The organism is Herbaspirillum sp. GW103, assembly GCF_000261365.1.
Taxonomy (GTDB): domain Bacteria; phylum Pseudomonadota; class Gammaproteobacteria; order Burkholderiales; family Burkholderiaceae_D; genus Herbaspirillum.
The window spans coordinates 528,047-550,244 of the sequence record NZ_AJVC01000003.1 but is presented as its reverse complement, the minus strand read 5'-3'; the positions used below and the strand labels follow the sequence as shown (position 1 = coordinate 550,244).

Annotated in this window: 14 protein-coding genes; 3 read left to right on the top strand and 11 right to left on the bottom strand. The window is 63.9% G+C overall.

All coding sequences use genetic code 11. The features are described from left to right. The first annotated feature begins 148 nt into the window (after positions 1-148). The gene (locus tag GWL_RS05990) at positions 149-532 is read left to right on the top strand and encodes a tautomerase family protein (protein WP_008327723.1); all 384 of its coding nucleotides are present in this window, start codon (positions 149-151) and stop codon (positions 530-532) included. A 79-nt stretch (positions 533-611) separates the two neighbouring features. Further along, a complete protein-coding gene (locus GWL_RS05985) occupies positions 612-1,718 on the top strand; it encodes an MBL fold metallo-hydrolase (protein ID WP_008327715.1) in 1,107 nt (368 codons plus the stop codon). 90 nt (positions 1,719-1,808) lie between these two features. Here the strand turns inward: GWL_RS05985 and GWL_RS05980 are convergent, their stop codons facing one another. The 6 genes from GWL_RS05980 to GWL_RS05955 all read right to left on the bottom strand — a co-directional run bounded on the left by GWL_RS05980 (position 1,809) and on the right by GWL_RS05955 (position 6,733). Continuing rightward, on the bottom strand, positions 1,809-2,138 hold the full coding sequence (locus tag GWL_RS05980; RefSeq protein ID WP_008327714.1) for a DHCW motif cupin fold protein: 330 nt from the start codon (positions 2,136-2,138) through the stop codon (positions 1,809-1,811). A 21-nt stretch (positions 2,139-2,159) separates the two neighbouring features. Further along, on the bottom strand, positions 2,160-3,356 hold the full coding sequence (locus tag GWL_RS05975) for a PLP-dependent aminotransferase family protein (protein ID WP_008327713.1): 1,197 nt from the start codon (positions 3,354-3,356) through the stop codon (positions 2,160-2,162). A gap of 90 nt (positions 3,357-3,446) precedes the next feature. Then, positions 3,447-3,905 (bottom strand): RidA family protein, encoded by a 459-nt coding sequence (locus GWL_RS05970; RefSeq protein WP_008327712.1) that lies wholly within the window; start codon positions 3,903-3,905, stop codon positions 3,447-3,449. Positions 3,906-4,072: 167 nt separating this feature from the next. Further along, on the bottom strand, positions 4,073-4,993 hold the full coding sequence (locus GWL_RS05965; RefSeq protein WP_008327711.1) for a DMT family transporter: 921 nt from the start codon (positions 4,991-4,993) through the stop codon (positions 4,073-4,075). A gap of 58 nt (positions 4,994-5,051) precedes the next feature. Continuing rightward, entirely contained in the window at positions 5,052-5,651 is a 600-nt protein-coding gene (locus tag GWL_RS05960; protein WP_008327710.1) for a LysE family translocator, read from the bottom strand. Next, entirely contained in the window at positions 5,648-6,733 is a 1,086-nt protein-coding gene (locus GWL_RS05955) for a threonine dehydratase (RefSeq protein WP_034350164.1), read from the bottom strand. The genes GWL_RS05960 and GWL_RS05955 overlap by 4 nt, the downstream gene beginning before the upstream one ends. Before the next feature lie 166 nt (positions 6,734-6,899). On the opposite strand from GWL_RS05955, the gene GWL_RS05950 reads away from it, so the two are divergent. Next, positions 6,900-8,396, top strand: a complete 1,497-nt coding sequence (locus GWL_RS05950) for a PLP-dependent aminotransferase family protein (RefSeq protein ID WP_008327707.1) — start codon at positions 6,900-6,902, stop codon at positions 8,394-8,396. Between the two features lie 48 nt (positions 8,397-8,444). On the opposite strand, the gene GWL_RS05945 is transcribed toward GWL_RS05950, so the two are convergent. From GWL_RS05945 to GWL_RS05925, 5 genes are all read right to left on the bottom strand, one after another. After that, positions 8,445-16,388 carry a calcium-binding protein gene (locus GWL_RS05945; protein ID WP_008327706.1) on the bottom strand — a complete coding sequence of 2,648 codons (7,944 nt, stop codon included), beginning with the start codon at positions 16,386-16,388 and terminating at the stop codon, positions 8,445-8,447. A gap of 131 nt (positions 16,389-16,519) precedes the next feature. Next, a complete protein-coding gene (locus GWL_RS05940) occupies positions 16,520-18,223 on the bottom strand; it encodes a peptidase domain-containing ABC transporter (protein ID WP_008327705.1) in 1,704 nt (567 codons plus the stop codon). Between the two features lie 29 nt (positions 18,224-18,252). Further along, positions 18,253-19,923: a hypothetical protein gene (locus GWL_RS05935; protein ID WP_008327704.1), complete on the bottom strand. Its 1,671-nt coding sequence runs from the start codon at positions 19,921-19,923 to the stop codon at positions 18,253-18,255. Between the two features lie 127 nt (positions 19,924-20,050). Beyond that, positions 20,051-21,424 (bottom strand): HlyD family type I secretion periplasmic adaptor subunit, encoded by a 1,374-nt coding sequence (locus GWL_RS05930; protein ID WP_008327703.1) that lies wholly within the window; start codon positions 21,422-21,424, stop codon positions 20,051-20,053. Next, complete coding sequence (locus tag GWL_RS05925; protein ID WP_008327702.1) at positions 21,421-22,194, bottom strand: OmpA family protein; 774 nt, start codon at positions 22,192-22,194, stop codon at positions 21,421-21,423. The genes GWL_RS05930 and GWL_RS05925 overlap by 4 nt, the downstream gene beginning before the upstream one ends. Positions 22,195-22,198 lie beyond the last annotated feature (4 nt).

The window sequence follows — 22,198 nt, the reverse complement described above, 5'->3', positions numbered from 1 at the left end:
GTGGCCTCTTGTGGTCAGATATCCATGATGATGAATTTCAATCATTGAAATCATCCATCAGTGGTTTTTGAAATCATCGCACCAGCATAGCATGCAAGGCATGGAGACCACCCGCTCCAGCTTTTCATCAACCTGCAAGGAGAACGTCATGCCCCTGGTCCGCATTTCCCTGTTGCGCGGCAAGTCCCGCGCCTATCGCAGCGCCATCGCCGACAATGTCTATGAGGCGCTGCGCGAGAGCTTCAATGTACCGGAGGACGACCGCTTCATGGTCATCACCGAGCATGACCCGGAAGAGCTGGTCTTCAGCCGCAGCTACATGGGCATGGCCCGCACGGATGACTTCGTGCTGATCCAGCTTACAGTCAGCAATACGCGTACCCAGGCGCAGAAGAATGCACTCTATGCACGCATCGTGGAACGCCTCCAACAGAACCCCGGGATCGGTCCGGATGACGTGATGATCAGCCTGGTCGAGGGCGACAAGGGCAACTGGTCATTCGGGCGCGGGCTGGCGCAATACGTGATGTAGGCACATCGTCTGCAGGCTGCGCTGCGGCCTGCTAGGATGTCGCTCACCGTCATCACTGCGCGGCTGCCGCGCCTCCTCCATGCCCCCTGCGACATCCTGCCTGCGGCAGCCCCTGCGACACCTCACCCGTGGCCTGGCGGTCCTGCTGCTGGCCGCCGGACTGACTGCCTGCTCTTCCTCCAGCAAGTACTACGACCCCAACAAGAGCAATCGCACCGAGACGGGATTTCGCAACAACTACCCGCAACCCGAGCGGGGCTCCTTCTGGAAATGGCAGTGGGAGCGCCTGACCCAGGGCCTGCCCAAGCCGCCCGAGAACAATTACCAGTTTCCCGTCGTCAAGCCCGACCTGGCCTGGCTCAAGTCCAACCACGGCAGACCCAGCGTGACCTGGATCGGTCATGCCACGGCGCTGGTGCAACTGGGCGGCAAGAACGTGCTGACCGATCCGATGTTCTCGCAGCGGGCCTCGCCCTTCTCCTTCATCGGGCCGTCGCGCAAGGTACCGCTGCCGATGCAGATCAGCGAGCTGCCGCATGTCGACGTGGTGGTGATCTCGCACAACCATTACGACCACCTGGACCAGGCGAGCGTGCAGCAACTGAATCTGCAGGCTGGCGGGCCGCCGCTGTTCCTGGTGCCGCTGGGGGTGCGTGACTGGTTCCTGGCGCTGGGCATCACCAACGTGAAAGAAATGGACTGGTGGGACAAGACCGTTTTGGACAACCTGGACATCTACTTCGTCCCTGCCACGCATTGGTCGGCGCGTGGCGTGTTCGACCGTTCAGAGACCTTGTGGGGTGGCTGGGTGATCCAGGCGGCGGCGCAGCAAGCAGGCGCCGAGCCCTTCTCCGTCTATTTTGCGGGCGATACCGGATATTCGAAGGACTTCCGCGACATCGGCGAACGCTTCGGCCACTTCGACCTGGCGCTCATCCCCATCGGTGCCTATGCGCCACGCTGGTTCATGCAGAACCAGCATGTGGACCCGGCCCAGGCCGTCCTGATCCACGAGGACGTGCGGGCCAAGCGTTCGGTGGCCATTCATTGGGGGACCTTCGAACTGGCCGACGACGCGCTCGACGAGCCGCCCAGGGAGCTGGCCAAGGCCCTGCGCGAGGCGGGCTTGCCACAGGAACAGTTCCTCACGCTCAAGCATGGGGAGACGCTCAAGCTGGATCAGTGAATCAGGAGTACATCAACAACAAGGCCCGCATCGTTTCCGATGCGGGCCTTGGCGAGCATGCGATAGCGCAAGCTGCGCTACGTCTGCCAATCAATCCACGATGAACAACTTCGCCCCCACCGCCGTCGACGACCGGTGCGGTTCAGCCCCGTCGGCGACCTGGTAGCTCATTCCCGGCTTGAGGACAAAAGTGCGACCGTCCTCCAGCTCGGTATGCAGCTCCCCTTCCAGGCAGAGCAGCACATGTCCTTTCACGCACCAGTGGTCGGCCAGGTAACCGGGCGTGTATTCGACCATGCGCACGCGCAGGTCGCCGAACTGGCAGGTACGCCACCAGGCGGTGCCGGTGACGCCGGCATGCTCGGTGGCGGGGATCTGGCTCCAGTCCGTAGTGCCGAAGGGCAAATGGGCGATCTTCATCCGTGAAGCGCTCGGCCCTGATTACAGCTTGGACGCAATCAGCTTGCCCAGGCGCTCCACACCGGCGCGGATCTGCTCCGGCGGCACGGTCACGAAGGACAGGCGCAGCGTGTTCTTCTGCGCCACGTTGGCGTAGAACGGTGCGCCCGGAACGAAGGCGACCTTCTCCTGTTCCACGGCTTCATTCAACAGCGCGCTGGCGTCCAGGTGCTCGGGCAGGGTCACCCAGATGAACATGCCGCCCTCTGGTTTGCTCCAGCTGCAGCTGGCCGGGAAGTACTGTTGCAGCGCGTCCAGCATGGCCTGGCACTGGTCGCCGTAGAGCTTGCGGATGGTCGGCACGTGCTGGTCCAGGAAGCCGTCCTTGATGGCTTCGTACACCACCATCTGGGTCAGCTGCGCAGTGTGCAGGTCGGTGGCCTGCTTGGCCTGCTCCATCTTCAGGATCAGCGGGCGCGGTGCGACCACGTAACCCAGGCGGATGCCGGGGGTCAGCACCTTGGAGAAGGAACCCATGTAGATCACGCCCGACGGGTTCATCGACAGCATCTTGGGCAGCGGTGCATTCTGGTAGCTCAGGGCACCGTAGGGATCATCTTCGATCAGCGGCAGACCCAGGCGGGCACAGGTTTCCACCAGCTTGAAACGGCGCTCGGTGGGCAGGGTGCGGCCGGTCGGGTTCTGGAAATTGGGCAGCGAATACAGCATGCGCGCACCAGCGGCGATGGCGTCGATGGTCTCGGGTTGCAGGCCGAACTCGTCACTCGGCACCGATTCGAACTTGGCACCGTACAGCGAGAAGGCTTGCAGCGCGCCCAGGTAGCTGGGGGTCTCGACCAGCACCTTGCTGCCTTCGTCGATCATCACCTTGCCCAGCAGGTCCAGGCCCTGCTGGGAACCGGAAACCATCAGCACCTGCTCGGCGGTGATCTGAGCGCCGTTGGTGGACAGCGACGCCGCGATCCATTCACGCAGCGGCAGGTAGCCATCGGTCGGGCCGTATTGCAGAGCCATCTTGCCCTGCTGGCTCAACACGCGGTCGAAGGCGGTCTTCATGTGCTCGACCGGGAAGGTCAGCGGCGAGGGCAGGCCACCGGCGAAGGAGGTGATGTCGGGACGCATCGTCACCTTCAGGATTTCGCGGATGGCCGAGCTCTTCATGGCTTCGGCGCGCTGGGAGAACTGCCACTGCAGCGGTGCGGGATTTTCGAGTTTCATACGGTTCGTAGAGTCTGTGTCGGTGTGAGAGTGCTTCGGGCCGTGCGGCTTCTGCGGCCGCAACAGCCGGGCAGTGCATGGGATCGGCGATCAGGCGATCTCGGCGATCATTTCGATTTCCACGCAGGCGCCCATGGGCAGTTGCGCCACGCCAAAGGCGGAACGGGCATGCTTGCCGACTTCGCCAAAGACTTCACCGATCAGCTCGGAGGCACCGTTGGTCACCAGATGATGTTCGGTGAATTCGCCGGTCGAATTGACCAGGCTCATCAGCTTGACGATGCGCTTGACGCGGGTCAGGTCGCCACCACAGGCGGCCTGCAGGGTGGCGATCAGGTCCACGGCCACGGCGCGCGCAGCCAGTTTGGCGTCGTCGGTGCCGATGTCGCGTCCCAGCTGACCGACCCAGACCTTGCCATCCTTCTTGGCCAGGTGGCCGGAGAGGAAGACGGTATTGCCGGTTTGTGCATACATCACATAGGCTGCTGCCGGGGTGGCCACGGCGGGCAGTTCGATGTTCAGTGCTTTCAGCTTTTCATAGACGGACATGCGGTACTCCCAGTTGGACAGCGCCCGCTTGCGGCCAAAAGACAGTTGGCTCGCGCGTTGCGCGTTGACAAAATGTGAAAAAACAAGTGCTCGATTATCTCAAAAAACGGCAGCTTTAGCCCGTACCGGCTGAACTATTTCGGCTCGCAAACCCGGTCAGCACCGTGTCAGCGGCGCACCGCCATGCGACGGCCGATGGCTACCACCACGATCACGGCCAGGGCGAAGAGCATGTTGCTCGCATCCAGCGCCTCATGGGCGATCACCGCCGCGCCCAGCAGGCTCATGAAAGGTTGCAACAATTGCACCTGCCCGACACGGGCAATACCGCCCAGGGCCAGGCCCTTGTACCAGAAGAAGAAACCGATGAACATCGAGAACAGCGATACATAGGCAAAGGCCAGCCAGGCCGGTGCCGACGCCCTCACTCCGTACTGCCAGCCCAGCCACACCGAGACCGGCAACATCACCGGCAGGGCCACCACCAGCGCCCAGGCGATCACGTTCTGTCCGCCCATGCTCTGAGCCAGGCGTCCGCCTTCGGCATATCCCATGGCGGCAGTCACCACGGCGGCGAACAGAGCGAAGTCGGCCAGATGGAAACTGCCGCCGCCCTCGCGCAAGGCAAACGCGATCACGATGCCGGAGCCCGCCAGCGCCGCCAGCCAGAAACCCTTCGAGGGCCGCTCGCCGAAGCGCAGCGCACCGAACAGGGCGGTCGCCAGCGGCAGCAGGCCCACTACCACGGCGCCGTGGGCGGCCGGGACATAGCGCATGGCGATCGAGGAAAACAACGGAAAACCCACCACCACGCCCAGCGCCGTGATGATGAGACCGCGCAGTTGCTGGCGCGTCGGACGCGGGGCCTTGATCCAGGCCAGCAGCGCGAGCGCACAGACGCCGGCCACCACCGCGCGGCCAAAGGCGATGAAGGCCGGATTGAGCTCGGCCACGGCGACCCGGGTAAAGGGCAGCGTGAGGCTGAAGATGGCCACGCCGATCAGGCCCAGCCACATGCCGCGACTTTCGTGACGGATGACGCCGGAAGTTCTTGCTGCGGGGTGGCGGGTCTTGCTGCTGGCTTGCATGAGGGTCCCCTGTCGTCAAAACGCGTTATTGCACCAAATCATTTTTCATTTGCTACTGCTACAACCAGATTGCCAGCGCCGAATAGAGTGTCAGCGAGACCATGATGCCCGCAAAGATCGCGCGCCACCGGGGCTGTTCGAGATAGCGCCGCAAGACCGCACCGGCGCCGGCCCACACCGACACGCAAGGCAGGTTGACCGCGCAGAACACCGTACAGTAGATCAGGATGGCCAGCCAGCCGGCGCGTTCATGCAGTAACGGCATGAAGGCCGAGGCACCGGTAATGGCCATCACCCACCCCTTGGGATTGGCGAACTGGAACATCGCCGCCCCCAGGAACGACATCGGCTGCACCGCCCGCTCACCCGCACCGGCAATGCCCATGCGGCGCAATTGCCAGGCCAGATGAAGCAGATAGGCGCATCCCAGCGCCTTCAACAACAGCACCACTTGCGGCAGCGCCACCACCAGTTGACCTATACCGAATGCGCATACGGCCAGCAGCACACCGAAGCCGAAGGTGATGCCCAGCATGTGCGGCAGGGATCGCCGGAAGCCGAACCAGATACCCGAGGAGGTCAGCATGATGTTGTTCGGCCCCGGCGTGATGGAGGAGACGAAGGCAAACGACATCAGCGGCAACAAGGCTTCGATCATGCGTTTCTCCTGTGCGCAGCCTGCGCCAGCGACACCACCTGCGCCGGTGCCAGAAGCGCATCGGCCGCAGCGCTCGGGCGTGCCAGCACACGGGCGAAGACGTCGTGATCGACGTTGCCGCCGGAGAGCGTGACACCGATCTTCTGGCCGCGCAGACGCGCGCGCAGTTGCAGGGCGGCGGCCAGCGCACAGGCACCCGCGCCTTCGGCCACATTGTGGGTGGCGATGAAGGCCAGCTTCATGGCATCCATCACTTCGTCATCAGTGACGGCGACGACCTCGTCAACGTCGCGGAGCATCACGTCCAGCGAAGCCTGGTCCGGCACACGACAGGCCACGCCATCGGCGATGCAGGTCGAGACCGGCGCTTCGATCTTGCGGCCCGCCTCGAAAGAGAGCTTGTAGGCCAGCGCATGGGCCGAGACCACGCCGATGATGCGCGTCTTCAAACCCAGCGCATTGCGGGCCGCAACCGCACCACACATACCGGAACCTTGCCCGATGGGCACCAGCACCACATCCAGCCCGGGCTGGGCGGCGAAGAGCTCCATCCAGTAGGTCGACACGCCCGCCACCAGGTCACGGTGGAAGGAAGGGATCATGTGCAGTTGCTGCTCGCCGGCCAGACGCTGGGCATGTTCGCGGCTGTCCTGGAATTCGTGGCCATGCTCGATCAGGTCCACGCCCAGGGCGCGCATGGCGGCATTCTTTTCGCGGCTGTTGCCTTCGGGGACCACGATGGTGGCGGCGATGCCAAAGCGCCGCGCCGACAAACCGACCGACTGGCCATGATTGCCGCGTGTAGCGGAAATGACGCCGGACAGTTGCGGCTGCTGCCGGGCCAGGTGATGCAGATAGACCATGCCACCGCGCACCTTGAAGGCACCGGTCGGAGCGTGGTTCTCATGCTTGACCCACACCTCGGCAGCCAGCGCCTGGTTCAGCAACGGCCAGCACAGTTGCGGGGTCGGAGCCATGCCGGCGTAGACGATGCCGGACGCCTGTTCGATCTCTTCCAGGCCGGGCAGCAGTTCGCTGGCAGTCCGGGTGGCTTGGCTGGCTTGGATGGACAGGCTGGTCATGACGATGGTCTCCTCGAAAAGATGCGAAACAAGAGCACTGATCACAGCCCGGTCCGGCGCATTCCCGCCAGGCCGCTTACTCTTGCATTGGCTGACATCCTAGCCGACAATACCAGTACAGTACCTGTACACTTTTCCAAATAGTTTCAAACATTGTCACGGTAAAATGACCAATACAGTCAAGCATCTGCGCAGTATTCCCTCCAAGACACTGTCCAGTGAAAGCGCCCTGCCCGGCTGGCCGCTGCTCATTCGCGAGAGTGGCGAGTCGCTGGTGGACCAGATCGTGCGCGGCGTACGCGCCCGCATCGATGACAAGCTGCTGCGTGGCGGCGCGCGCATGCCCTCGATCCGGCAGTTTGCCGATGCCCACGAGATCTCGCGCTTTACCGTGGTGGAAGCCTTTGACCGGCTGGTCGCCCAGGGCTATCTGGAGTCACGCCGGGGCTCGGGATTCTTCGTCAAGGAACGGGTTGCCGTCGCCAACGGCTACGGCAACCTGGCCGCGCAGGCTGAGGCGGTGGCCGAGGCCGAACGCGGGCTGGATGTGGTCTGGCTGGTCCGCAACATGTTCCGCCAGATGCCGCCGCACAAGATGCCCGGGGGCGGCCTGCTGCCGCCGGACTGGCTCGATGGCGAACTGATCGCCAACGCCCTGCGCGCCATCAGCCGTGACAATCCTTCCCTGCTGCTGGGCTATGGCACACCGCTGGGTTTCCTGCCGCTGCGCCAGCAATTGCAGTTGAAGCTGGCCGAGCTGGAAATCGCGGCCGCGCCCGAGCAGTTCGTGCTGACCACCGGCGTGACCCAGGCCATCGATACGGTGGCGCGCCACTTCCTGCGGCCGGGCGACGTGATCTTCGTGGATGATCCGGCCTGGTTCCTGATGTTCGGTTCCTTTGCCGCGCTGGGGGCCAGGATCGTCGGTATCCCGCGCCTGGCCGATGGCCCGGACATCGCCCAGTTGCGCGAGCTGGCGGCCATCCACAAACCCAAGCTGTACGTGATCAACTCGGTGCTGCACAACCCGACCTCGACCTCGCTGTCAGCTGCCAAGGCGTTCCAGGTGCTGCGTATCGCCGAGGAGCATGACTTCATCATCGTCGAGGACGACATCTATTGCGACATGCACCCCGGCTCGGCCGTGCAGGCCGCCACGCGCATTGCGGCGCTGGACCAGTTGCAGCGGGTGATCTATCTCGGCGGGTTTTCCAAGACCCTCTCGGCCAACCTGCGCGTGGGCTTCATCGCCACCTCGGCCGAACTGGCGCGCAGCCTGGCCGACCGCAAGCTGCTCTCCACACTCACCACCGGCGAGATCGGTGAACGGGTGGCCTACCGGGTGCTTTCCGAAGGGCATTACCGCAAGCATGCGGAACGACTGCGGGCGCGTCTGAACGGTGCGCGCGACAAGGTGATGCGCCAGCTGGAGAGGATGGGCATGGAGGTGGAGGATCCGCCGCCCTGCGGCATGTTCCTGTGGGTCGATACCGGGCGCGATACCAACGTGCTGACCGAAGAGGCGATGGAACAGGGATTCCTGCTGGCGCCGGGTAGCCTGTTCTCGCCCTCGCAACTGCCCTCCACCCGCATGCGCATCAACGTCGCCGGGATGTCGGACCCCGGCATCTGGCGCTTCCTGGAAAAGGCGATGGACCGCTGACCATCGCCCTCTTCCCGCACGGCAGGCCGGCCCCGGCTCATCGTTCCATCAGGCCGTCACCAGATGGATGCGGGCAATCTCCTGATTGCTGGCGTTGTAGAAGGCATAGTCGGTCGAACCGGGGAAGTAGACGTAGTGGTCAGAACCATTGGCCATGATCTGCAAGCTCTCCGAGGAACTCATCTTGACGGTCAGCACCTTGGAGATGCCGCTGCCGTCCATGCCCATCTGACGCACGTCATCGGCCGTGATGATGACGTTGGTACCGCTGCCGGCACTCACGTCCAGCGTGGTGATGCCGGTGACCTTGCTGGAGAAGTTGCTCAGATTGAGCGTTGAACCCAGATCGGCGAAATGCAGCGTGGTCACGCCGGCGCCACCGCTGATGCTGTGGATGTTGGCGCTGCCGGTGGTCTGGTTGACCATGTCGCTCTGCGCCCCCGCCGAACTGTGCGAGCCGGCACTCACGTTGATCAGGTTGCTGCCGCTGCCCACCGTGACCGAATTGCTGCCGCCATCGACCACGTTGAAGATGTCGGTGCCCGAACTGGCGCCGCCGCCATCGAGTACGTTGGTGGTGGTGGTGCCACGCGCAGAGAGCACGTTGGCCGCACTGTTGCCGGTCAGGGTGCTATCGACGTTGGCACTCCCTTCCAGGTTGGCAATGCCGATGTAGCTGTCGCCGCTGGCATCGCCGCCGCTACCGCCCGACACCAGGCTGGCGGAGATCGTACTGCCGGTCGAATACAGGTAGCTGACCGTATCGCTCCCCCCTGCCCCGCCGTTGAAGATGTTGGCCGCACTGCTGGCATAGAAGGTATCGCTGCCGGAACTGCCGGTAGCGTTCTGGATGTTGGCGTAGGTGTCCCCGGCTGCATAACCGCCACTGCCGGTGCCATGGAACAGATCCACCACCACCGCCGAGCTGCCCGAGCGTGCATAGTTGACGGTGTTGTTGCCCGCCCCGCCGTCGAAGAAATTGGCGACGCCGCTGGCATAGAAAGTATCGTTGCCAGCGCCGCCGGTGAGGTTGTCGATGTTGGTGAAGGTGTCCCCCGCCGCATAGGTGCCGGTGGCCGCCAGGGTGTTGGTCAGGTCCACGGTCACGCCGCCGGTATCGTATTCGTAGCTGACGGTGTCCACGCCATTGCTGCCGCCGTCGAATTTGTTGGCCTGGGTACTGGCCTTGAAGAGGTCGTTGAAGGCGCTGCCGATGACGTTGTCGATGTTGACCAGGATATCGCCCTGGGCATCTCCTCCCGTGCCGGATCCGTTCTTGAGGTCGATGGTCACGGCCGAGCCGGAACCGGCATACGAGGCATAGGTCGACGCACGATTGCCGTTGACTGCGGTGATGGTGTCCGCACCTGCACCGCCCTCCAGCACCGACTGCGTACCCGCCGTGGCGAAGCCGGTCAGGGTGTCGTTGAAGGCACTGCCGACTGCATTTTCGATGCTGACATAGGTGTCGCCCTGCGCATAGTTGCCGCTGCCGGTGCCCGTGGACAGGTCCACGGTCACGCCGGTAGTACCGTCACCGCTGGTGGAGAGCGAGTAGTTGACCGTATCGGAGCCCCCCGCGCCACCACTGAGCTTGTTGGCATTGGCACTGGCGAAGAAGGTGTCGTTCTGGCTGCTGCCGATGAGGTTGTCGATGTTGAACAGCGTATCGCCCTGGGCATCGCCGCCGCTGCCGGTGCCGGCCTGCAGGTTGATGCTCACGCCCGCTGACGAGCCGGCATAGGACGCATAGGTATCGGCACGGTTGGCGAGCACGGCAGTGAGGCTGTCAGCGCCCTTGCCGCCGGTCAGCACCGAGCTCACACCCGCCGTGGCGAAGCCGGTCAGGGTATCGGCCCAGTCGCTGCCGATCACGTTCTGGATGTTGGCGTAGGTATCGCCCTGGGCGTAGTTGCCGCTGCCGACACCGGTTGAGAGATTCACCGTCACGCCGGTGGAACTGTTGCTGCTGGCCGAGCCGGCATAGCTGACGGTATTGGACCCGGCACCGCCATCCATGAAGTTCACCGCCAGGCTGGCCACGATGGTGTCATTGCCGCTGCCGCCGGTGGCATCCTGGATGTTGGCGTAAGTATCGCCATTGGCCAGGCTGCCCGTGCCGCCGCTGCCACTGCCGGTGAGCAGGTTGATGGTTTCATCGGCGCTGGAATTGACGTAGCTCACGCGGTTGTGCAGCGAGCCGGTGCCGCCATCGAGAGCGTTGGCCGCTGCGCTGGCGATGAAGACGTCATCGGCGGTGCCGCCGGTGGCGTCCTGGATGTTGGTGTAGGTATCGCCGTTGGACAGGCTGCCCGTGCCGCCGCTGCCGCTGCCGTTGAACAGGTCGATGGTCTCCGAGACGCTCGAGGTACTGTAGTTGACGCGGTTGTGGCTGCCACCACCGCCATCGAATTTGTTGGCCGCGCTGTTGCCGTAGAAAGTGTCGTTGCCGCCGCCACCGGTGACGTCCTGAATGTTGATGTAGGTATCGCCATTGGCCAGGCTGCCCGTGCCGCCACTGCCGGTGCCGGTGACCAGGTTGACGGTTTCGTCGGCACTGGAATTGGCGTAGCTGACCAGGTTGTGCGAACTGGCCGTACTGGTGCCGCCGTCGAAGAAGTTGGCCGCGCTGTTGGCGATGAAGACATCATCGGCCGAGCCGCCTGTGACGTCCTGGATGTTGGTATAGGTATCGCCATTGGCCAGGCTGTTCGCGCCACCGCTGCCGGTGCCGTTGAACAGGTTGACCGTTTCGGCCACGGTGGAACTGCTGTAGTTGACGCGGTTGTGACTGCCGCCACCGCCATCGAAGAAGTTGGCGGCACTGGTGCCGTAGAAGGTGTCATTACCGCTGCCACCGGTCACGTCCTGGATGTTGGTGTAGGTATCGCCATTGGCCAGGCTGTTCGTACCGCCGCTGCCCGTGCCTGCGATCAGGTTGACGGTTTCATCGACCGTGGAGTTGGAATAATTGACCCGGTTGTGCGTACCGCCACCGCCATCGAAACTGTTGGCGGCGCTGTTGCCGTAGAAGGTGTCATTACCGCTGCCACCGGTGGCATCCTGGATGTTGGTGTAGGTGTCGCCGGCTGCCAGCGTGCCGCTGCCCAGTCCGGTGACAAGGTTGATGGTCTCATTGGCCGTGGAGTTGGCATAGCTGACACGGTTGTGCGAACTGGCCGTGCTGGTGCCGCCATCGAAGTTGTTGGCCGCCGCGCTGGCTACGAAGAGATCATCGGCCACACCGCCGGTAGCGTCCTGGATGTTGGTGTAGGTATCGCCATTGGCCAGACTGCCGGTGCTGCCACTGCCATTGCCGGTGAACAGGTCGACCGTTTCGGAGACCGTGGAGCTGCTGTAGTTGACCCGGTTATGGCTGCCCCCACCACCATCGAAGTTGTTGGCCGCCGTGTTGCCGTAGAAGGTGTCATTGCCGCCCCCGCCGGTGACGTCCTGGATGTTGATGTAGGTGTCGCCGTTGGCCAGACTGCCGGTGCCGCCCGTGCCCTGGCCGGTGACCAGGTTGACGGTTTCATCCACGGTGGAATTGGTGTAACTCACACGGTTGTGCAGCGAGCCGCTGCCACCGTCGAAGGCGTTGGCAGCCGCGCTGGCGATGAAGACGTCATCGGCCGTACCACCGGTCACATCCTGGATGTTCGTGTAAGTGTCGCCATTGGCCAGACTGCCCGTGCCACCCGACCCGGTACCGGCGAACAGGTTCACGGTCTCGGCCACGGTGGAGCTGGCGTAGTTGACCCGGTTGTGACTGCCGCCGCCGCCATCGAAGCGGTTGGCCACCGTGTTGCCATAGAAGGTGTCGTTGCCGCTGCCACCGGTGGCATCCTGGATGTTGGTGTAGGTGTCGCCTGCTGCCAGGCTGCCGGTGCCGCCGCTGCCCTGGCCGGCGAGCAGGTCGATCGTCTCGTCGACACTGGAGTTGGCGTAGCTGACCTGGTTGTGCGTGCCGCCGCTGCCGTCGAAATGATTGGCCGCAGCACTGGCGATGAAGGTGTCATCGGCGCTGCCACCGGTGGCGTCCTGGATGTTGACGTAGGTATCGCCATTGGCCAGGCTGCCGGTACCGCCTGTGCCCACGCCATTGAACAGGTCCACCGTCTCGGCCACGCTCGAGTTGACGTAGCTCACGCGATTGTGCGAGCTGGCCGTGCTGCTGCCGCCATCGATGAAGTTGGCGGCAGCGTTGGCGATGATGAGGTCGTCGCCCGAACCACCGGTCACGTCCTGGATGTTGGTGTAGGTATCGCCCGCAGCGTAGGTGCCGCTGCCGCTGCTGGTGAAGAGGTTGATGGTCTCGCTGGTGGTCGAGTGCGCATAGCTGACCCGGTTGTGCAGCGACCCGCTACCGCCGTCGAAATTGTTGGCCGCCAGACTGGCCACGAAGGTGTCATCGTAGATGCTGCCGGTGAGGTCCTGCACATTCACCAGCTTGTCGCCCGCCGCATAGCCGCCGGAGGTGCCGCTACCATTGGTGAAGCTCAGGTCCACCGTGACGGCGGCGTCGGAACCGGCATAGCTGACGCGATTGTGCGAACTGGCCGTGCTGGTGCCACCATCGATGCTGTTGGCCTCGCTGCTGGCGATGATAACGTCGTCGAGCGAGGAGCCGACCACGTTCTGGATGCCGGTGTAGGTATCGCCCGCGGCAAAGCCGCCACTGCCGCTGCCGGTCACCAGGTTGACGGTGACTGCCGCCGTCGAGAAGGCATAGCTGACCGTATTGGAACCCAGCCCGCCGGCAAGGACATTGCTGTTGCTGTCGGCGATGAAGGTATCGTCGTAGGCCGAACCGATCACGTTCTGGATGCCGCTGTAGGTGTCGCCCCCGGCGAAGCCGTTGCTGCCGGTCCCATGGAACAGGTCGACGGTGACGCCGTTGCCGTCGCTGGCCTTGGCATAGCTCACCGTATTGGTGCCGGCCCCGCCGACGAAATCATTGGCAGCCAGGCTGGCGATGAAGGTGTCGTCGGAGGCGCTGCCGGTGACGTTCTGGATGTTGACGTAGGTATCGTTGTCGGCATAGCCGCCGCTGCCGCTGCCCAATACCAGGTCCACGGTGACGCCGGCGTTCGATGCGGCATAGCTGACGCGGTTCGAGCCGGCTCCGCCGTCGAAGTTGTTGGCCGCGGCACTGGCCACGAAGCTGTCATTGCCAACACCGCCGGTGAGGTCCTGGATGTTGGAGAGCTTGTCGCCCTGGGCGTAGCCGCCTGAGGTGCCGGTGCCGTCGGTGTAGTTCAGGTCCACCGTGACCGCCGTGGTGGAGGCGGCATAGCTGACGCGGTTGTGATTGGAACCGGCACCATCGAAGGTATTGGCATCGGCGCTGGCTACGAAGGTATCGTCGTAGGCACTGCCGATCAGGTTCTGGATGTTGCTGAAGGAGTCGCCCGCCGCATAGTAGCCGCCGGTACCGGTGCCGATGGCATTGGTGAGATCGACCGTCACGCCACCTGTCGAGTAGATGTAGCTGACCGTATTGGAGCCAGCGCCGCCGTCGAAGTTGTTGACGTCGGCGCTGGCGATGAAGGTATCGTTGAAGCTGCTGCCGACCAGGTTCTGGATGTGCGCCAGCACGTCACCCTGGGCATAACCGCCAGAGGTACCGGTGCCATCCGAGTGCGTCAGGTCGACCGTGACGGCGGCATTGGAATTGGCATAGCTGACCGTATCCGAACCGCCCAGCCCACCGTTGAAGTTGTTGGCGGCAGCACTGGCGATGAAGGTATCGGAATATGAACTGCCGACGATGTTCTGGATGTTGGTATAGGTATTGTTCTGCGCATAGCCGCCGCTGCCGCTCAGGGTGATCATGTTCACCGTGACCGCGCCGGTCGATGCCCCGTAGTTCACCGTATCGGACCCGCCGCTGCCGCCATCGAAGTGCACGCTGTCCACCCCGGCGATGAAGACGTCATCGAAGGCCGAGCCGATGGCATTCTGGATGTGGTTGTAGCTGTCGCCCTCGGCATAGCCGCCGGTGCCGCGTCCGGAGACGAAGTTGATCGATACCCCCGTCGTCGACCCGGCATAGCTGACCGTATCGCTGCCGCCGCTGCCGCCATCGAAACTGTTGGCGTCGGCGCTGCCCACGAAGGTATCGTTGTAGGCGGTACCGATGACGTTCTGGATGCGCACGTAGCTATCGCCCGCCGCCGCCCCGCCGCTGCCCACCCCGCTTTGCAGGTTGACGTTCACCCCGGCATTGGAGTTGACATAGGACACCGTATTGGAACCCAGCCCGCCATCGAAGCGGTTGGCGTCGCCACTGGCGATGAAGATGTCGTTGTAGTCGCTGCCGATGGCGTTCTGGATATGTGTATAGGTGTCGCCCTGCGCGTATCCGCCCGACCCGGTGCCGGTGACCAGGTTGACTGTCACGGCACTGTTCGATGAAGCGTACGACACTGTATCGGACCCGCCGCTGCCACCGTCGAGTCGGTTGACCGCTGCACTGGCCACGAAGGTATCGTCGAAGGCACTGCCGCGCAGGTTCTGGATATTGCTCAGCTGGTCGCCCTGGGCATCCCCGCCCGTGCCCGCCCCGGTGACCAGGTTGACTGTCACGCCGGCGGAGGACCCCGCATAGCTGGCCGTGTTGACGTTGGTGCCGGTGCTGTTGAGGCCGCCCACGATCTGGTCGGCGCCGGCGCCCCCTTCGAAGAAGGTATTGCCACTGCCGCCGATCAGCACGTCGTTGCCGGTGCCGCCATAGAGCAAGTCATTGGCGTTGCTGCCATAGACGGTCACGCCACCGTTGCCGGCATGGATCTCGTGCGGCAGGCCCTGGGCCGGCAGCACCAGCACCGGGTCGCCGGTGGCCGGGTCGAGATAGCTCAGGTCACCATAGGCACTGGCATCCTTGATGGCCACGTGGCGAGTGTCGTTCAGGGTGAGCTGGCCATTGGAGGTAGCCACCACGGTGGTGAAGCTCAGGTCGAAAGCCTGGTGTACCGGTGAGGCTGAATTGGCTTCCACCGTACTGTACTGGAACTGTAATGGGAAGTCGGTTTGACCGGCCGCCACCGACACCTGGAAACGTCCGCCACCGAGGTCGGTACCGTTGACGATGGACATGCCCGCCGGTACGCCCGAGACCGTCACCGACACCACCGTGCCACTGCCGGTGATGGTCACGTCGAACACCTTGATGAAGGTGCCGGCATTGTTGCCCGCCGCGTAAATCGTATGCACGCTGTCGGGGGCATTGATGACCTGGGTACTGAACTGCAGCGGCAGCCCGGCATCGGTGGCCGAAGCGGCCACGCCACCGCTCCCCCGGAGAACATCGCCGCTCTGCGTGGTCGTGGCGAGGTTGACCAGCTTGATCGCCATCGATGGCTGCGAAGGATCGACCACGATGGTGGAGGGCTGGCTGCCGGGGCGTTCCGGCGGCAGCTGCAGATCGCTCGGCTTGACGGGGGCGTCGTTGGAATTGGGATTGATCTGGGGCGAAAACACCGGGGGAGTGTTGGACACCAGATCCTGCGCCGCCGCTGCCGTGGCCCCCACGGTGGTGTGGGTGGTATCGCCGCCGACGACAGGACCTGCCGAGGTGGCCGACTTGGAGCTGGCGCTGCTGCTGGTCAGGGACGCCGCATTGTCACTGATGATCTGGGCGAACTGGGTGGCCCCCTCGCCGCCGATGCTGGCCGAGTTGCGATCCACCGTCACCGTCTGGGCCGGGGCCACGTTGGGCGCCGAGCTCACGGGATCGGAATTGAGCACGCGCGACTGGTCGTTGGGCTTGAGCGCGATCTTGCCCACGGTATCGAGCAGCTTGCCGGTATCGGCGCTGGTGTCGGTGAACTTGACCTTGGACTTGTCGTCCATCGCCTCCATGGCGCCGCCGGCCAGCACCACCTTGGTGCCGTCGGCCATGTGCAGCACCATGTCCACGTCGACCACCTGCACGTGCTGCACGGCCGCGCGGGTGGCGCTGACCTGGAAGCTGCCGGCCTGGTCGGGCATGACCACCTTGACGGGGCCTGCCACCTTGTCCGCGGAGTTCGCTTGTGATGAGCTTGCGGTTGCCATGTTTCCTCGCTATCGAAGATCGTTCGAGTTTCGAATCTGGTTCGGTGTGATCCTGCCTGGCAGAGTCACTGCAAAATCTGGTCGCGCGGTCCGTCTGCCACGATGCGCCCGCCCTCGATGACGATGATGCGGTCCACGTGGCGCAACAGCGCCGGACTATGGGTGGCCACCACCAGCGTGCGGGAGCCGGCATAGGCCGCCAGCCGCTCGATGATGCGGGCCTCGGTCTGCTGGTCCACGCCGGTCGTCGGTTCGTCCAGCAGCAGGATGCGCGGGGTGCAGGCGATCACGCGGGCCAATGCCACCATCTGACGCTGGCCGCCGGAGAGATTGCCGGGCGCCTTGATGGCCTGATCCAGGCGCAGCTCGCCGCGCGCGATCAGGTCATCCAGTGACGATACCGCCAGCGCAGCTTCATAAACCTGGCCCGGCACGCGGTCGCCCACGAAGATGTTGGCCGCGACCGTGCCATCGAAAAGGAAGGGTTCCTGCGGCTTGAAGCCGATGCAGCGCATGCGCACTTCGGGGGCATAGGCCGTCACGGCCACGCCATCGATGAGGACGTGGCCTTCGTCGGGCTTGTGCAATCCGGCCAGCGCCCGCAGCAGCGTGGACTTGCCGGAGCCGGAACGTCCTACCAGGCCGACCTTCTCGCCGGGCTGGATGGTCAGCGAAATATTCTTCAGGGTCGCATTTTCTTTCTGGTCCAGGTGCAGCAGCAGATTGCCGACCTGGATCAGGCCGCGCATTTCCTGGCGTAGCACGTCGGCGGTCGGGGTTTCTTCCTGCTCTTCGAACAACTGGTCGAATTCGGCACGGGCACGGCGGAACATCTCGATGCGCCCCAACAGCGCAGCCAGCGAGGACAGCACCGTGGTGGCGCGACTGATCAGCAGCGAACAGGCGATGAGCGCACCGACGGTCAGCAGGTTGTCTTCCACCAGATAGACACCGACCACCAGCGTGGCCACCGAGATGAAGGTGTAGCCGACGGTGGAGATGGCGTAGCTGGTGTTCATCCAGAAACGGCTCTTGGCCTGGGCCACGGCATTGGCGCCGGCATCGGCCAGGAAGGCGCGCATGAGGCGGTCCTGCAGGGGCGTGGTCTTGAGCGTTTCCATGCCGTAGACGATGCTGGCCAGCTTGTCGACCTTGCCGGTGCCGGCCTTCATGGCGGCATGGGCGTAATCGTTGGCCGGCACCTTCAGCAGCAGTTGCAGCCCCACCAGCAAGGCACCGCCCACCAGCAGCACCCACACCATGTGGCCGCCGATCAGGCCCAGCACCACCAGATACAGCGCCAGGAACGGCAGGTCCACCAGCAGCAGCATGTAGTTGGAGGACAGCAGGTCGCGTGCGGCCGACAGATCGCGGTAGCGCGCCAGCACCACGCCCACCGGGGCCTGTACCTTGGCTGTCAGCAGGCGGCGTGCCGAGACTTCGTCGAATTCGCCATCCAGGCGACCGGCCAGTTGCTCGGTGTAATACACGCGGATGATGCGCAACACCAGCTCCAGCCCGATGAAGAGCAGCATGCCCAGCGTCAGCGCCCAGAGCGTTTCCGGGATGTGATTGCCCAGCACCTTGTCGTAGATCAGCCGCGAATAGAGCGGCATGAGCAAACCCAGCAGGTTGACCAGGATGCCGGCGACGATGATTTCGACGAAGCGGCTGCCATAGGCGCGCAGCAGCGTCAGGTAAGTGGGATCGGCGCGCAGGTCCGTGCGGACTTGCGGCTGATCGATGTGGACCTGTTCGCTGGCGTTCATGGTGTGCGGTGATCGTCGTCAGGCCGGCATCAGGCCTGGCCGCCGCGATTGGTCGCGGTGAGTTCGCGGATCGCTTCGCGCAGCTCCAGACGCAGGTCCTTGACCATGGTCTGGCGGCCGCTGCGCATTTCTTCGATGACGGTCTGCCAGTTGATGTTCTGGCGCATCAGCGCTTCGGTGATGGAGGTCAGCGATTGCGGGATGGCCCCCAGGTTCTTGACGCGGTCGTTCTGGGTCGCCATGTGCTTGGCCAGGTCGATCTGCAGCTGGCGTGCGGAGAGCGCATCGCGCGCCATGTTGCTGGAGTTCTCGCCGATGGTGTTGCCCAGTTCGTTCAGACGAGCCGCCACGGTGGCCTGCAGTTCGCCCTGGTACTGGATGGCACCCATCTCGTCGGCCAGGCGTACCGAGATCTGGTTCAGCAGCGCCGGCAGTTGCGCAATATTCTGCGCGTTCTTCTCGTTCATGCTGGAGATTTCGCCCTGCTGCGCCTGCAAGGAATTGAGCGCCGTGGACAACGCCAGTTGGCCGGTCTGGATGGTAGTGACGATCTGCGGCAGCACTTCGAAGGTGCGATTGGCGATATCGCCATTGACGGAGAGGCGCTCTTCCAGCGAGGACAGGCTGTCGGAAAGATCGCGCGCCGAGGTGATCTTGGTGTTGATCAGCTGGCCGACGTTGCGGATTTCTTCCAGCGTCTGCTGCGCGGTTTCGTGCATGCGCGGGCCGAAGGCCACCAGTTGGCGCAGGCTGCGCGACTCTTCCATGCTGTCGTTGAAGAGCTGGACGATGTTGTTCAAGCGATCGTTCAGACCTTCCAGCTTGATGCCGGCCTGCAGTGAGGCTTCCGAACTGTTGCGCGCAGCCATGATCGATTCACGCTGCAACACCATGAGGTCCTGCAGGAATTCGGCGAGGAAGGTTTCGGAGACGCCCTGGCGCTGGGTGGCGGCCGGGCCGCTCATGTCGTGCACCACGTGCTGCACCATGTCGCTGATACATTCACGGGCCCGGGTGACCAGCTTCTTGCTGGCCGCGCGCAGGGGCGTCAACGTCAGGCCCAGGGCCAGCGAACCGATCAGGCCGAACATCGACGCCGAGAAGGCCGTCCCCATCGACGCCAGCGGCTTTTGCAGGTCGGCCACCAGGTGCATGAAGGAGGCATCCATGTCGCCGCCGGCACTGGCCTTGCCGAAGCCGTCGATGAGCGCCGCCGTGCTGACCAGCGTTTCCAGCAGACCGATGAAGGTGCCCAGCAGGCCCAGCGCGATCATGAAACCGGTCAGGAATTGCGGGAACTCGGTCTTGGCATCGAGATGGGCGCGCAAGTCATGCAGCGAGCCCTCGATGGTTTCCTGTTCGATACGCGAGGTCAGGCGACCCTTGGTGCTGGCCACCGAGACCAGCACCTGGCCGATCTCCGTGCCCTCGAACTCGGGCGCCTTGACCAGGCTGTCCATCGATTCGCCGGCCTTGGTGCGGTCGTAGAACTGCATCAGCTTGTCGTATTCCCAGTTGACGCGATAGAGATTGTAGAAGATCAGGCTCACCCCGAACACCGCCACGGCGATGATGAAGAGGTTGAGGAAGGGATTGATCTGGATCGCATGCCCCACGAAGGCCCGGAACAGGAAGGCCCCGAACAGCAGCAGGAGCGTCGGGATGGCGGCAAGTGCGTAGAACTGGCGAAGATTTTTCATACGTGCGAGGTTCCGGAGAAAAGAACGCAGGGAAAATGGCTGGTGCAGAAAACGTCAACCGCCGCAAAGCCTTGGTGGATAAGGCTTTGCGGCGAGGCATAAGTCAATGCGGGGATGGCGGCGCAGTTCATCGCGGCTCCCGCAGGGCACCCTGGCCGAAGCGCGACAGCGGCGACATCAGGTATTGCCACACCGTGCGGCGGCCGACAATGATGTCGGCGCTGGCGGTCATGCCGGGCATCAGGGCCAGCTTGCGCTGCAGTTCGTTGTCGCCGCGCTGCACGGCGATCTTGATGCGGTAGCTGCGCTCGCCGCGCGGATTGTTGTCATCGGGGACGGTGTCGGCGCTGATCTCGGTGACCACGCCTTCCATGGCGCCATAGACGCCATAGTCATAGGCCGATACCTTCACGCGCGCCTTGGCACCGGTGACCAGTTCGGCGCGGTCGGTGGGGGAGATGCGGGCTTCGATCACCAGCTTGTCGTCGCTGGGGGTCATCTCGATGATGGGGTCGCCCGGGCGGACCACACCGCCGACGGTATTGATCAGCACGCGGTTGACCACACCATCCATGGGCGCCTTCACCTCCGAGCGCGAGACGCGGTCATTGCGCGACTTGATCTCTTCCTGCAGGCGGGCCAGTTCGTTTTCGGCAGCGGTCAGCTCGGTGCGGGCGTCCGATCGGAAGCGCGACGACGCTTCTCCCATCTTGGCCTGGGACTCGGCGATGGCGGCCTTCAGGCGCGGGATCATGGCTTCGTTGGCGGAGAGCTTGCTCTGCGCATCCTGCACGCGGGCAGCGGCCTGGATGTCTTCCAGCTGCGAGGCGGCATTGCGTTCGAGCATGTTGTGGATCAGCTTGTACTGGCGCTGTGCCAGATCCAGTTCGCTGGTCTGGCTCTTCTGGCGACTGATGGCTTCACCCAGTTCGGCCTGGCGTTGCGCGGACTGTTCGCGCAATACCGACATTTCCTGCGTGAGCTTGGCCGAGCGCGCAGCGAAGGCGGCCTGTTCGCTTTGCACGGCGGGGTCGTCGTGTTCCAGGTCGGCCGGCATCTGCAGGCTGGCGGCTCCGGCGGCTTCGGCCGAGAGGCGTGCGATCTTGGCGCGCAGGCCGAGAATCTTCACACGGCCTTCGCCGAGGTCGGCATTGGCGCGCACGTCGGCAATCGAGACCAGGGTCTGGCCCTTCCTGACCACCGCACCCTCGCGCACCAAGATGGCCGAGACGATGCCGCCTTCCAGGTGCTGGATGATCTGGTTGTGTTCGGAGGCGACGATGCGCCCGTTGCCCCGCACCACCATGTCGATGGGGGCCAGCATCGACCAGATCACCAGCAAGACCAGCAACAACGCACAGGCCAGCACCGCCAGGCGCGGTCGCGGCATGCTCTGCAACTGGCCCAGGCGACGGTCCAGCCGCGGCGCCACGCGGCGCATGAAGCCCTTGCTGCGGGAACTGATCCCGTGGCCGGTGCCGGGCTTGAGCGAGAGCGTCATTTTGGCTGGGCCTGGTATTGCACGATCACACGAGCATCGTTGCCGTTGCCGTTTTCATCGGTAGCCACGCGACTGGTGACGCGCGCCTTGTCCACGCCGGCGTCGATGAGGTAGTTGCGTACCGCCACCGTACGGTAGTAGGCGCGGCGCCGGCTCTCGCTGTAGGCGCCGCTGCCGATGACGCCCGTGACCACGATCTTGCCCTGGCTGGACTTGGCGCGGCGCACCCAGTCGCCGATGCTCTTGTCGAGGGCACGGCTACCCTCCTCGTTCAACTGGGTGGAGTCGGCATCGAAGTTCAGGGTCACGGCCTTTTCGTTGGCATCGATGCGCAGGCCGGGTGCAACTTCCTTGTCATTGGGTTCGGTCTTGACCTGGATGGCGTTGGGGCTGGACGGCGCGGCGGCGCTGCGCAGGCTGCCATTGTCGGATTGCAGCGGCGGCGCCGCCAGCCTGGCTTTGAGGCTGGCCACTTCGCGCTTCAACTGTTCGATCTCCTGCGCCTTCTCGCGCTCGCCCGGGGTCTCGGCACTGTTGGTGCTGTTGCTGTCGGCGGTGGCGATGGTATCGGTCTTGGTTGCCTTGGATTGGCCCACAACCTGCACCTGGCCCTGCGAGATCAGCTTGCTGATCTTCATCTGCGCCAGCTTCTGGGAGTAGTAGAACAGCGTCACCACGAACACCACCACCACGAAGATCATCACCAGCACCACGTTGGACAGTGCGTCCACGAAGCCTGGCCAGAAGTTCTGCTCACGTCCGCCCTCCATGGTT